The sequence below is a fragment of the Thiothrix unzii genome, assembly GCF_017901175.1.
Lineage (GTDB): Bacteria > Pseudomonadota > Gammaproteobacteria > Thiotrichales > Thiotrichaceae > Thiothrix > Thiothrix unzii.
The window spans coordinates 3478640-3492191 of the sequence record NZ_CP072793.1 but is presented as its reverse complement, the minus strand read 5'-3'; the positions used below and the strand labels follow the sequence as shown (position 1 = coordinate 3492191).

At 51.4% G+C, this 13552-nt stretch carries 13 protein-coding genes; 3 read left to right on the top strand and 10 right to left on the bottom strand.

Features of this window, described 5'->3' with window-relative positions:
- Positions 1–103: 103 nt before the first annotated feature.
- Complete coding sequence (locus J9260_RS17405) at positions 104–607, top strand: HvfA family oxazolone/thioamide-modified RiPP metallophore (protein ID WP_210218967.1); 504 nt, start codon at positions 104–106, stop codon at positions 605–607.
- Positions 608–726: 119 nt separating this feature from the next.
- Entirely contained in the window at positions 727–1782 is a 1056-nt protein-coding gene (locus tag J9260_RS17400) for a thioredoxin fold domain-containing protein (protein ID WP_210218966.1), read from the top strand.
- A gap of 5 nt (positions 1783–1787) precedes the next feature.
- Here the strand turns inward: J9260_RS17400 and dsbD are convergent, their stop codons facing one another.
- The 4 genes from dsbD to J9260_RS17380 all read right to left on the bottom strand — a co-directional run bounded on the left by dsbD (position 1788) and on the right by J9260_RS17380 (position 7067).
- Positions 1788–3659, bottom strand: coding sequence for a protein-disulfide reductase DsbD (dsbD, locus tag J9260_RS17395; RefSeq protein ID WP_210218965.1), 1872 nt, complete (start codon positions 3657–3659; stop codon positions 1788–1790).
- Between the two features lie 41 nt (positions 3660–3700).
- Positions 3701–5485, bottom strand: coding sequence for an ABCB family ABC transporter ATP-binding protein/permease (locus J9260_RS17390; protein ID WP_343231188.1), 1785 nt, complete (start codon positions 5483–5485; stop codon positions 3701–3703).
- Positions 5486–5638: 153 nt separating this feature from the next.
- The gene (locus J9260_RS17385; RefSeq protein ID WP_210218964.1) at positions 5639–6085 is read right to left on the bottom strand and encodes a hypothetical protein; all 447 of its coding nucleotides are present in this window, start codon (positions 6083–6085) and stop codon (positions 5639–5641) included.
- A gap of 100 nt (positions 6086–6185) precedes the next feature.
- The gene (locus J9260_RS17380) at positions 6186–7067 is read right to left on the bottom strand and encodes a DMT family transporter (RefSeq protein WP_210218963.1); all 882 of its coding nucleotides are present in this window, start codon (positions 7065–7067) and stop codon (positions 6186–6188) included.
- Between the two features lie 380 nt (positions 7068–7447).
- On the opposite strand from J9260_RS17380, the gene J9260_RS17375 reads away from it, so the two are divergent.
- Positions 7448–8248, top strand: coding sequence for a phosphodiesterase (locus J9260_RS17375; protein ID WP_210218962.1), 801 nt, complete (start codon positions 7448–7450; stop codon positions 8246–8248).
- Positions 8249–8253: 5 nt separating this feature from the next.
- Here J9260_RS17375 and J9260_RS17370 read toward each other — a convergent pair whose 3' ends face one another.
- The 6 genes from J9260_RS17370 to J9260_RS17345 all read right to left on the bottom strand — a co-directional run bounded on the left by J9260_RS17370 (position 8254) and on the right by J9260_RS17345 (position 13323).
- Entirely contained in the window at positions 8254–8706 is a 453-nt protein-coding gene (locus J9260_RS17370) for an NfeD family protein (RefSeq protein WP_210218961.1), read from the bottom strand.
- Complete coding sequence (locus J9260_RS17365; protein WP_210218960.1) at positions 8706–9581, bottom strand: SPFH domain-containing protein; 876 nt, start codon at positions 9579–9581, stop codon at positions 8706–8708. The genes J9260_RS17370 and J9260_RS17365 overlap by 1 nt, the downstream gene beginning before the upstream one ends.
- Before the next feature lie 109 nt (positions 9582–9690).
- Positions 9691–10674 carry a GTP cyclohydrolase FolE2 gene (folE2, locus tag J9260_RS17360; protein ID WP_210218959.1) on the bottom strand — a complete coding sequence of 328 codons (984 nt, stop codon included), beginning with the start codon at positions 10672–10674 and terminating at the stop codon, positions 9691–9693.
- Between the two features lie 100 nt (positions 10675–10774).
- Complete coding sequence (gene mreD, locus J9260_RS17355) at positions 10775–11263, bottom strand: rod shape-determining protein MreD (protein ID WP_210218958.1); 489 nt, start codon at positions 11261–11263, stop codon at positions 10775–10777.
- Complete coding sequence (gene mreC / locus J9260_RS17350) at positions 11263–12243, bottom strand: rod shape-determining protein MreC (RefSeq protein ID WP_281419484.1); 981 nt, start codon at positions 12241–12243, stop codon at positions 11263–11265. Before mreC ends, mreD begins: the two co-directional genes overlap by 1 nt.
- Before the next feature lie 33 nt (positions 12244–12276).
- Positions 12277–13323, bottom strand: coding sequence for a rod shape-determining protein (locus tag J9260_RS17345; protein WP_210218956.1), 1047 nt, complete (start codon positions 13321–13323; stop codon positions 12277–12279).
- Positions 13324–13552 lie beyond the last annotated feature (229 nt).

The window sequence follows — 13552 nt, the reverse complement described above, 5'->3', positions numbered from 1 at the left end:
ATCACGATTTGTTGCATCCAAGTTTCGATAGCTTGCGTACAATGCAATGAATCAGCACGACTGATTACAAAACAACCTTATTAGATGTATGGAGAGTACTCTCATGAATGCAAAATCATCACTGAAATTAGCTTTAGGCACGACTTTCGCAGCAGGTATCGCATTCGGTGCGACCCAAGCTTTAGCAGAAAATCCGTTCTCCGCCGACAAACTCAGCAGCGGTTACATGCAATTGGCTGAGAATAAAGCAGGCGGCGAAATGAAATGCGGTGCTGGCATGTGCGGCGCGAACATGAAAAAAGACGCGGAAGGTAAATGCGGCGGTGCGAAAGGTGACGAATGCCCAGCCGATACTGACAAAGACGGCAAAGTCACTAAAGACGAATTCATGACTCACCACGAAAAAATGTTCACAGAAGCCGATGCTGACAAAGACGGCTCTTTGAGTGCTGATGAGCGCAAGGCATTGCACGCTAAGATGGCTGAAGGCAAATGCGGCGGCAAGCAAGGCTCTTGCGGCGCGAAAACGCAAGCAGCACCAGCAGCGGCTGCGCCAGCTACTCCGGCTGCACCTGCGGCTGACAAACCGGCTGAAAGCGCGAAATAAGCGCGTATGGGGTTGCCCCATCCACGGCAACCCCTTTCCTTGCTTTCACACAGTTAATTGCCAACGCCTTGTTACCCTTGTATTTTCTGTTGATAAGCACAACGACGAGGAGGATGGCAATGAAAACCCTGTTAATCGCGCTCAGCCTAATGCTGTTTGGCGCAGCACACGCGGCATCACCGCCCGCACACCCCACCCAACTGGAAGCCGGACTCAATAACCCCGGTTATCAAGAAAAACCAGCGTGGTTTAAAGAATCGTTTCTCGATTTACGCGACGACCTCAGCGAAGCCAAGGCTGCTAACAAGCGTGTCATTTTGTATTTTTACCAAGACGGCTGCCCGTATTGCACCAAACTGCTGCAAGACAATTTTGGTAAAGCCGACATCGCTGATAAAACCCGTAAGCATTTTGAAGTGATAGCCATTAATATGTGGGGGGATCGCGACGTAACCGATCTCGATGGCAAATCCGTCACTGAAAAAACTTTTGCTGCCGCCCAGCAAGTGCAATACACCCCAACACTGCTGTTTTTGGATGAGTCCGGCAAAGTGGTATTGCGCGTCAATGGCTATTACGCCCCCGATAAATTCAACCTCGCGCTGGATTTTGTCGCGGGTAAACACGATCAGGCAGGCAGCTTCCGCGACTATTTCGCCAAACTCAAAGCAGATGGCAAAATTAACCCGTCCAGCAAAGAATACACCCTACCCCGCAGTTTACCGCAGCCCTTACGTTTACAAGAGGCGCGTAAAGGCACAGGCCGCCCCTTGATGGTGGTATTTGCTAAGGCAGATGAATGTGACACTTGCGCGGAATTGTTCGACGATATTTTCAAGCGTGAAAATGTGGTGTATTCACTCGGCGGACTCGACGTAGCGCAAGCCAACCCGGATGCGGACACCGCGATTCAAACCCCGGATGGCAAAGACATCAAACTCAACGAATGGGCAAAATCGCTGGGGATAAAATACAGCCCCAGCGTGGTGTTTTTCGATACTGATGGCAAAGAAGTGTTTCGCACCGAAGCGTATTTAAAAGCCTTTCACATCCACGGGGCGTTGGATTATGTCGCAACAGGTGCGTATCGCGCCCAACCGGAATTCCAACGTTACTTGCAACACCGTCGCGAAGTGCTGGAAGCCCACGGCTTTACCGTGGACTTAATGAAATAAGCGAATTATTTCAGCGCCTTATCCAGATGTGCGGCAAAGGCCGCCGCTGGCATAAACCCGACTTGGCGGTATTGGCGCAATTCCTGCCCGTCCTTGCTGAAGAACACAATCGCAGGCGGGCCGGAAATCTTAAAGTGTTGCAGCAACGCTTTGGATTCCGGGGTGGTTTTACTCACATCCGCTTTCAACAATACCGCCGTGCGTAATTGCGCCTGCACTGCGGGATCAGAGAACGTGTATTTCTCCATCTCTTTGCAGGTAACACACCAGTCCGCGTAAAAGTCCAGCATCACCGTTTGTCCTTTAGCATCAGCCAAGGCTTCGTTCACGGCATCCAGCGTAGTGACGGTGCGAAACGGAAGCGCAGTGGATTCCGTCGCGGCATTAGCTGCCCCGAAACCGCGTAACGGTTGCCACAATTCACCCTTGCCGGTGGTGCTGCCTACCAACACCAAACAGCCGTAAACCAGCACCAAAATACCCACGCCTTTCCAAAGCTTACGCCAACCGGTACTTTCGGTGGTTAATGGAGTCAACGCCCCCAAGAAAATCGCGGACAATACCAGCAACGCCGCCCACAACAACAAACTGACCGAGCTTGGCAACACCCGTTCCAGCAACCAAATGGCCACGCCTAACAACATCACCCCGAAGACGGCTTTAATCGCCTCCATCCAGCCGCCCGCACGTGGCAACCATTTACCCGCCGAAGTGCCGACCAAGAGCAACGGAATGCCCATGCCGATACTTAGCGCGAATAACGCCATGCCGCCCAACAGCGCGTCGCCAGTATTGCCGATGTAAATCAAAGCCCCCGCCAACGGCGCGGCGACACACGGCCCAACAATCAAAGCCGACAACATCCCCATCACCGCCACGCCCACTAAATTACCGCCTTCTTGACGATTACTCAGGTTGTTCAAACGGCTTTGAATCGCACTGGGCATTTGCAACTCATAAAACCCGAACATGGATAATGCCAACAACACAAAAATCGCACTGAACCCCGCCAACACCCAAACATTTTGGAACGTTGCCTGCAAGTTCTGCCCGAAAACACCTGCTAATACGCCCGCAATGGTGTACGTCACCGCCATGGCCAAGACGTAAACCAACGACAGCACAAACGCTTTACGTGGGGTTAAATTTTTCTGCCCAACAATAATCCCGGACAAAATCGGAATCATCGGAAATACGCACGGGGTAAACGCCAATAACAACCCAAAGCCCAAAAATCCCAGTAAAGTCAACACCGTATTACCGCTGGCAAGACGTTGTGCAATGGCATCTTGTTCCGGCACTGGCTCTGTCGTCGTGGCAGCGGTTTGCGCTACGGGTACACTGGTGGTTTCCCACGTCAGCGCGGCGGGGGCAGATACGCCCACTTTAAATGCCTGTAATTCTTCTGGGTAACAAATCCGCCCTTCCTCACAGCCGCGCCACCCCAACTCCAGCACAAAATTACCCGGTTGATTGGCATCGGTCAGTTTGAGGGGAATCACGATTTCTGCGTGTTCGTACAAGGCTTCGATATTACCGAAAAATTCATCGGTCTTTTTCTTGCCATCCGGCAGTTGCGTCTCACCGACCACCACACCATTCACCTGATGGGTTTTTACGATAAAGCGGTCTTTATAGAGGTAATGATTGGGCGCGACGACCCACGACAGATAGAGTTTATCGCCCTCCCAACGCGGCTTTCCAAACGCAAACGCCTGTTCCGGGGATAAACCTTCGTCACCAAAATCGAATGCGGCGGCATCCGTCGTCGCTGGTGGCGCGGTAGCAGCCGGTGGTTCAGCCATTACCACGCTGCTGGCTAACAATAACGCCAACAACCACACGTACCAGCCTTGAATCCAGTTTCGTTTCAACATACCGTCACTCCTCCTAGCTCTTTTCTAACATTTTCAGCATTCTACCGTGAGTCGTCATGCAATTGCAGTTCCCACATTCGCGCATACAACCCTTGCAAAGCCAGCAACGTCGCGTGATTACCCTGCTCGACCACTCTGCCTTGATCCAGCACTAAAATCTGATCTGCATCAACAATGGTGGATAAGCGGTGCGCAATCATCAACGTGGTGTAATGCCCCGCGACTTCGTGCAGGGTGTGCTGAATCGCCTGCTCCGTTGCGCTATCGAGTGACGATGTGGCTTCGTCGAAAATTAAAATTGGTGGTTGTTTTAAAATCGCCCGCGCAATCGCCACGCGCTGTTTTTCGCCGCCTGATAGTTTTAAACCGCGCTCACCCACCATGGTTTCCCAACCCTCTGGCAGGCTTTCAATGAAATCAAAGATATGTGCCATTTTCGCGGCGCGTTCAATATCCACTTGGCTGGCTTGCGGGTTGCCGTATTGCAGGTTGTAACGAATGCTGTCGTTAAACAGCACCGTGTCTTGCGGCACAATTCCAATCGCACGGCGTAAACTGGCTTGGCTGACCTGCGCAATATCCTGCCCGTCGATTAAAATACGCCCGCCAGTCACGTCATAAAAGCGGAACAACAACCGCGACAAAGTGGACTTACCCGCACCGCTATGCCCGACCACTGCCAATTTTGCCCCCGACGGCACGCTGAAAGATACCCCGTGCAAAATCGGGCGTTCCGGTTGATAGCCAAAATCTACCGCCTCAAAACGGATTTCACCGCGCGTCACTTGTAACTCGCTCGCCGTCGCACTGTCTTTAACCTCTTGCGGTGTTTCTAGCAAACGAAACACCATATCCATATCCGCCAGCGTGTATTTCACTTGCCGATAAACAATCCCTAGCGTTCCCAGCGGCAAAAACAATTGCAGCAAAAATGCATTCACCATCACCAAATCGCCAATGCTCATTTCGCCTTGCACGACCGCATTGGCAGCAAAAAACATAATGAACGTCACACCAATCGCAATAATCGACGACTGCCCGAAATTCAATATCGACATCGAAGTCTGGCTTTTCACGGCAGTTTCTTCCCACTCGCCGAGGGTGCGGTCGTAACGCTGCAACTCCAGCGTTTCGTTATTGAAGTATTTGACGGTTTCGTAATTGATTAAACTATCAACTGCTTGGTTGCTCGACTGCGAATCCAAACGGTTCATTTGATGGCGATGATCCATGCGCCACTCGGTAATTTTCACGGTAAACAGCACATAAACCGCCACCGTCGCAAAAGTAATCAAAGCAAATACCGGCGAGTAATTGCCCAACAAAATAAACGCCACCAAGGTAAATTCCACCGCAATCGGAATAATGCTGAACACCATGAAATTCATCAAAGTACTCACCGAAGCCGTGCCACGCTCCAGATCACGGCTGATTGCCCCGGTTTTACGCTCAAGGTGGAAACGCAGCGACAAATTGTGTAAATGCTCAAACACCCGCACCGACAGCTTGCGCATGGCGTGGTAGCGCACCCGCGCAAACACAGTGTCACGCAACTCGTTAAACAGCGCACTCGCCAACCGCAATGCACCGTAACCCAGCAGCAAAATTACCGGCAAAATCAACACCTGCTCCGGCTTACCTTGCAATGTGTCCACGATGTCTTTTAGCACCACCGGCACACCGACATTCGCCACTTTGGAAAAAATCAGGCAGGCCAGCGCGAATAAAGCCCGTCCCCGGTATTCCCACAAAAATGGCAACATGGAGCGCAGGTTATGCCAATCACGGCGGTTATCGGTGGGGCGTTCGGTGCGTGTGACCATCATATTGCGTATCTTTTAGAAAAGAGGAATACATGATAGCGCACAAGTGAAAGTGGGGGCAGTCGCATGTACTGCCCGCCCTGCCAAGGCTACCGCAATTCTCACGCAAATAAGACCTTGGCACGGTGGGCATCACCTCAGTTTGAGGTACTTGAGTTAACTGCGGTTAAACAGCTCGTCTGAACGGTAGTCACGACGACCGGGATCGCGGAAATCGGTGTAAATAATCACCCGTAACCGCCCGTCAGCCAAACGCTTGAAACGGATGTCACGTTTGGCAAAACCCTGATCAATCGTGCCACGCAACCAACCACCGGCGATGCTATTCGCGCCGACTTCCTGCCACTCACACGCGGTTGGATGGCAAGAACCGTACAATTTAATGTAAAACGGTTCGCCCGGTGGATAAGGTTGCCCATTCAAGATCTGATCCTGACACTGAAAACGCACATTAGCCCGAACGATGCCACGAGTATTAGCATCCACATTTGTCCATGCCCCCGCTTCACCCGGCGTTACACACAGCGCGGCGGCCGGGGCAGCATAAAACCCCGTTAAACTCAGTAAAAACAACAGACTTGCAATGATATTGGAACGTTTCATAGTGATTTCTCCCTCTGCTTTGGTTAGCTTCGCCTCTCGCTAAGGCTTGGGATAAAGGTACTGCGAAACCGCGCGTGATTCTGTGAAAAAGTACCCAAAGCTAACGCAACCACCGCCCGCCCCACTGGAAACTCGCCAGCCCCGCAAGGATCAAGCCAGTCCCCAGATACACCGTCAGCGACAACGGCTCGTGGTTTAACCAATGTCCAATCAACAACGAAGTCACCGGAGTCACCAGCGTAATCAACGCCACCCGTGACGCCTCAATACGGTTGATTAAAAAATAGTATAGTGAGAACCCCAACAACGAGCCAAACACCGCCAGATACACAATCGACAACCCAGCCCGTAACGGTATCTGCTGCGGCCATTGCCCATCAAAAATCCACCAAGTCAGCGTGAAAAACGGCAATGACAGCAGCAAACCGCTGGCGGTCATCATCAAGCCATGCTCTTTCGCATCCAACCATTTCAACCACACTGCGGTTGAGGATTGCCCCAACACCCCGCCCAACACCAGCAACACGCCCAACCAGGCTTGCTCACCGGCTTCTTGGCTGCGCAAAAAAATAGTTGCCAAGCCACCCACGCTCAATAACAACCCAAGGATACGGTTTAACCCCAACGGTTCGCCCAAATAACGCTGCGCCAAAATTCCGGTAAATACCGACGATGTGCCCCAAATGACCGCCACCCACCCCGAAGGAATGTACTTCGCCCCCCAATACGCACACAACATCGCCACATAGATACCCAATGCCGACGCACCGTAAGCCGTTACGGACTTGCGCGAAAGCCCCATAGGAATCCGCAACAACATCACCGCCACAATCGCTAACACGCAACCAATCGCCATCCGCGCCGTTAATCCGAACAGAAAACTGATACCCTCTTCCCCACTCCATTTGATGCCCAATGGCGTGGTTGACCAGATAAGAATTACGCCCAAATAGGCAGAAATAACCGACGTTGATGGTTGCACGGGCGTGTTTCGGTGATGATAAAGGCGTGTGGTATACCACAAATAAAAAACCCCGTCAGGGGGAACGGGGCTTGAGATAGTGAGGAGAGAGTTGCATTTTTTTATTCGCCTTCGGGTACGCTTGTTCCGAACAGTCGCATCCATGCGTTTCAGGGCTTACCTTGTAACCATCAATGCTTGTACCCTACTGTGGCTGCTAAACGGTAAAACTTACGTCTTACCTGCTGAAGAGTATAGGCGGTGAATCGCAATCCGCTCAACTAGAGTGCATTAACGGTCGGATTTAGCACTCAAACGGTTAGATGACATGACGTTAATGGCGCGTTTAAAAATTTTGTTTTACGCTAGGTGCTTATCCATCAAGATAGCGTTATCCAACCATGACGACCGCTGCATCCTCGACCGTGCGCCTTTGGCAAATTTCCGACAGCCATTGTTACCCTGATGATTCCACTGCGCTGGAATGGTCAAAGGAAACGGTGTACCCGAACCAATCGTTACGCGCAGTATTAGACCACCTGCAAACGACAGCAGCGGATCATGCGGCACTGTTTATCACCGGGGATTTAGCGCAAGAGGAAACCGCGCAAACCTACCAACGCACCAATGAGTTACTGGCTGACTTTCCGCGCCCGGTATACGTTTTACCCGGCAATCACGACATCCCCGAACTCATGCAGGCAAATTTAAGCGGCAAGGTGACACTCCCCACGCACGTAGCGTTTGGGCAATGGCACGTGCTGTTGCTGGATACCCATTCACCGGGCAAACCCGACGGGCATCTGGATGAAGCGCAATTTACCCAACTGGAACAGCAATTACGCGCTCTTCCTGAGCAGGCATTCGCCATTATCCTCATGCATCATCACCCCATCGACATTGGCAGCGAGTGGATGGATCGCATGGGGCTACAACAAAAACAACGCTTTTGGGAAATCGTCAGCGCGTTTAACAGCGTCAAAGCGGTGTTTAACGGACATATCCATCAAGCGTTTAACGGCGAATACCGCACTGCCAGCGGGCGCGTGATTCCGGTGTTTGGCACACCTGCCACCTGCATTCAACTCAAACCCACGCATCCGGTGTTTGCGTTTGACCACTTACGTCCGGCATGGCGCGAAATCGCGCTGCATCCTGATGGCACGTTGGAAACCGAGGTGCATTACCTGACACTGAGCTAGGCCAACTACACGGAACCGGCTTTTTCCACGGTAAACAACACGCCATCTACGCCCGTTACCCGCACACGTGTTCCCGATGGTAAATCTTCACCCGTCACCCGCCATGCGGTATCGCCGACACGCATGGTTCCGCGTCCGTTGATAATCGCTTCCGTCAGCACGTATTCCTTACCGATGTGACTGTGCAAGCGGTTGTTTAAATCAGGGGAATCACTGCTAATGTTTTCCTCACGAAACCGCGATTTGCGCCAACCCAACACACTGACCCCGGAAACCACCGCAAAAATCAGCAGTTGCCAGCTCAATCCCATATCAGGGATGAGCCACAGCAACAGGCCAGTCACAATCGCGCCGAAACCGAACCACATAACCAACATGGCAGGCACAAACACTTCCAAAGCCATCAGTAATACACCGAAAACCAACCAGTGCCAAAAGGCAAGGTGTTGTATATCCATCAGGTTTTATCCTTCATCGCCTTCCACAATTCATTGATACTGCCAATCGACCCCATCAAACCGCTGGTATCCAATGGCATGAAAATGGTTTTCTGTTGATTGGAATCGGCAAACTTACCCAGGGCTTCCACGTATTTCTGGGCGACGAAATAATTCAATGCCTGCACGTCACCTTGCGCTACCGCTTGAGACACCATTTGCGTCGCTTTGGCTTCTGCCAGTGCCTCACGTTCCCGCGCTTCCGCACGCAGGAATGCCGCCGATTTTGCACCTTCGGCTTCAAGAATCTGGGATTGTTTTTTACCTTCGGCTTCGGTGATTTGGGCGCGTTTTTGGCGTTCAGCCGTCATTTGCAAGTTCATCGCACGCACCAACTCTTGTGGCGGCTCAATGTCTTTAATTTCGACACGCAATACTTTTACGCCCCATGCGCTGGTAGCTTCATCCACGATGGTGAGTACCCGTACCCCGATTTCATCACGCTTACTCAGCAAGTGGTCAAGCTCCAAGCCGCCACACACTGAGCGCAAGTTAGTCATAATCAGATTCAGGATAGCGTGTTGCAAGTTAGCGACTTCATACGATGCTTTGGCGGGATCAAACACCTGATAAAACACCACCCCGTCGATATTAACGTTAGCGTTATCAGCGGTAATGACTTGTTGTGGCAGAATATCAAGCACCTGTTCCATCATATTAACCTTACGGCCTACCTGATAGATGACAGGAACCAATAAACCCAAACCGGGCTGCAAGGTGTACACGTAACGTCCAAAACGCTCGACCGTGTAGGCGAAGCCCTGAGGAACCATCTTCACACCCATGAAAATGAGCGCGACGATGAAAACTAAAATTGCAATGGCAAACGAGGTCATGTTAACTCCTTGGCGTGGTCATCCGCTTGATTATTGTAAGCATAACCAAGTTTAGTCCCGATCCTGCCAAGGAGCTAATATTTCCAGACGAAGCTGGGGTTATTCACTATCAGGTTGGGTGAACGTACTCGTGCGGGTCATCGCGATAGCCGTTTTCGACACCCTTGACCACAATCGACACCGCATCGTGGGCGTGTAAACTTTCCATATGATTGACGCGCACCCAGAAATCGCGCACCGAAGCATCATCGCTCAACGCTTGTTTCAAACGGCGGGCGGCATCTTCACAGAACATGAGATTAGCCGCATTGAGACGAGCGAATTCCTGTTCATCTTCGCGCTTTACGGTGGCTTGTACCGGGGTTTGCAGCGCGTTTTCAATGCAATCAATCAACTGAGTAATCGGCAAATGATTAACCACATCCACCAATTTCACTTTCACTTGGGCAATACTGCGTTGGCTGTGCGGGGTCGCACGGATACCCTGCGTCGTACCTAACCAAGCGTAAACCTGTTGCGCATCCACCGTCACGGTGTCCGCACCAAAGGTTTCACGAAAGCCTTCTTGGATCAATTGACGCGCTAATGCCGCCGAACACGGACAGGTGGAGGAATACGGCACATCCACGCTGATTTCTGTTTCGAGTTGACCATCACGCAAACTTGCAGCAACCCGCACCGGATAGTTTTTCCAACCACTGTTATCACTTAACAGGGAATTGCGGCGTTCAAAATAATCAAAACGGCATTCCAGATACGCGGCATTGCTCAAACCCTGATGGGAATCAACAAACTGCTGAATCGTCGCACCCAACACTTCGGGAGTCAGATCATTCATCGCCAGCATATTGTCCAGTGCCACGTACAAACGCGACATGTGAATACCTTTGCTGTCGGGGTCAGTTAAATTCACATACGCCTGTACCCGCGCCAGCATTTGAATCCGCCCACCTTGTAAGTTTTGCACAAACACGGGCAATTCAATCTGGCTCATTCCGACCCAATTGAGGGTTCCTTTAGGGCCTGTATGCGGCTGCTTGGCAACGTCCGGCATTGCACAAGGCAGTTCCTTACAGGCATTGGTCGAAGTCATGTGTCATTCCTCATTGATCAGGGCAGGTATTTATGTGGGGTCACGGTAACAAAACTGCAAGGTTTACGGTAATTCACCTGCTTATCTGCCGCGTTTTATCCTAGATGACTTTACGCTGCACATGGAAATACCCTAGCAGCGTATGATAGACAGGCCAGATAACGACACTACTCAACAACGATGCCCAATAGAATAAGCCGCCACTGACGCTATTGCCGGTAAAGCCCTGTATCCACAGACTGATGAGCAAATACAAAAACAAAACAGCCGTCAGCAAGGTCATTTGTTGCAAAAAGGCTTCCGGGTTCATGCGTAAACCCAGCCGCACTGCCAAATAAGTGACTAAAACGAAGCCCAGCGCGTGCTGCCCTAAAATTGAACCGTACAAGGTATCAATAATTAACCCCACGGCAAACGCCACCACCAAGCTCACCCGATCTTTAATCACCAAACCCCAATGAATCAGGGTCAAAGCAATCCACTCAGGTCGCCACGCGGCAATCTCTTCGCTCAGGGGAATAATGGTTAAAACAATCGCCAGCAACAGCGTGACTAACACGGCTCCGGGGAAGCGTGGCTCTTTATTCATTAGCGAGTGCCTCCCTGCTGGCGTGCAGGTGCTTCGGGTTTGCGGTCATCAGCCTGCTTAGTATCTTTCGCGTCTTTGTCTTCGTCGGTCACGGGCTTGCTAGACCTTTTCGGCTCAGGTGCAGGCAGTGGCTGCGGCTCAGGCACACCCGGTTTACGCCAGATCAATAAGACATCACGGGTGGCCTCATAATTCACCAAGGGTGCTGCTTTCACCGTTGCCGATGGTGCGCCCTGCTTAAACTCCACCCCTTGCGGAACCACTTTCGCTACCGGAAAACCCGGCGGATACAAGCCACCCAAACCGGAAGACACGAAAATATCGCCTTCTTTAATATCGCTATTACTGGGTAAATTCTTGATTTCTAGCGGCTGCCCACGCCCCGCGCCACTGGCTAAGGCACGTTCACCCGTGCGTTGACTGCGCACTGGAATGGTGTGATTGCGGTCAATTAATTGCAGCACTTTGGAACTAAATGGTGTGACTTCAACGATTTGCCCGTAAATATTTTCGCCGGACAACACCACTTGGTTTTCGTGAACACCGTCATTCGTACCTTTATTTAACAGCATTAAACCACGTACACGGTCATTAGCCGCTTCCAGAATTTCTGCCAAACTGAAGGTATAACTGGCGGAAGGAGCCGCATTTAACATCGCGCGTAAATGACTATTTTCCTGCTGCACCGAACTCAACACCCGCTGTTGCGCGGCGTAAGTTTGGATTTGTTCTTTCAAAGCGGCATTTTCCAACGCCAACTGTGTTTGTGCAGAGAAGAAACCGGCAGTGCGGTTGTAAAAACGGTGGGGAGAATCGACGCTGACCAGCAACGGATAAACCAACATCAACGAAGCGGTGCGGATTGGACGCAGCACATCGGAATGGCGGTAATCGACAGCCATTAACGTAAGTGCCCCCAACAGGAGCACCATAAACCGGAAAGAAAATCCCGGCGTGGAATGGTAGTTTACGTCGTTAATGGCTGCCTCCGCCGCGCTGTCTGGCTATGCTAATCAGTCGGTAGCGAGGAAGTTAACGCCTTCTTCTTCCATGATTTCCAGAATTTTGCCGCCACCACGGGCAACACAAGTCAATGGATCATCTGCAATAACGACCGGAATGCCGGTTTCTTCCATCAGCAAACGGTCAAGGTCACGCAACAATGCGCCACCACCCGTCAGAACAATACCACGATCCGCAACGTCTGCTGCCAATTCTGGTGGGGTTTGTTCCAGTGCCGTTTTCACCGCGCTGACAATGCCGAACAATGGCTCTTGCAGGGCTTCGAGAATTTCATTACTGGTCAAGGTGAAGCTACGTGGCACGCCTTCAGACAAGTTGCGGCCTTTAACATCAATTTCCAGCAACTCTTTGCCCGGATAAGCGGAGCCGATGCTGCACTTAATGCGTTCTGCGGTGGCTTCACCAATCAACATACCGTAATTACGACGCACGTAGCTGATAATTGCGTCATCTAAACGGTCGCCGCCGATGCGCACTGACGCAGAGTAAACGATGCCGCGCAAGGACATGATCGCGACTTCTGAAGTACCACCACCGATGTCCAGCACCATTGAGCCGATAGCTTCATCGACAGGGATGCCTGCACCGATAGCCGCCGCCATAGGCTCTTCAATCAGGTAAACTTTGCGTGCGCCTGCACCCAAAGCGGAATCTTTAATCGCGCGACGTTCTACTTGCGTTGCACCGCAAGGTACGCAAATCACCACCCGTGGGCTAGGACGTAAAATACGGCCTGCATCGACTTTGCGGATGAAATGTTGCAACATCTTTTCGGTGTAAGTGAAGTCAGCAATGACCCCATCTTTCATCGGACGAATCGCGGTGATATTTTCTGGGGTACGCCCCAACATCTTTTTGGCTTCGATACCGACCGCTTCAATGGATTTAGGACCACCGGGGCCACGGTCTTGACGAATAGCGACGACAGAGGGTTCGTCTAAAACGATACCTTTGCCCCGCATGTAAATCAGGGTATTGGCAGTGCCCAGGTCAATGGAGATGTCGTTAGAAAACAAACCTGAAATGGCTCTGAACATAGTCTAATTAATCCGGCTTAAGCTAAAAAAGGGAATGCTTGAACACATCCTGTGTGGTTGTCATTATTCCGCCAGCGGGGACATCGCTGGATACCCCGGAAAGAATCTGCTAAATGTAGCAACCACGACCGCTTTGGGCAAGCCAACTTGTGTGGTAAGTTCACGCTGCGGTTAAAACGCTGGCCTTTTTACCAGATTGACCGGCATTTAGAAAGTAATTCTGGATCAG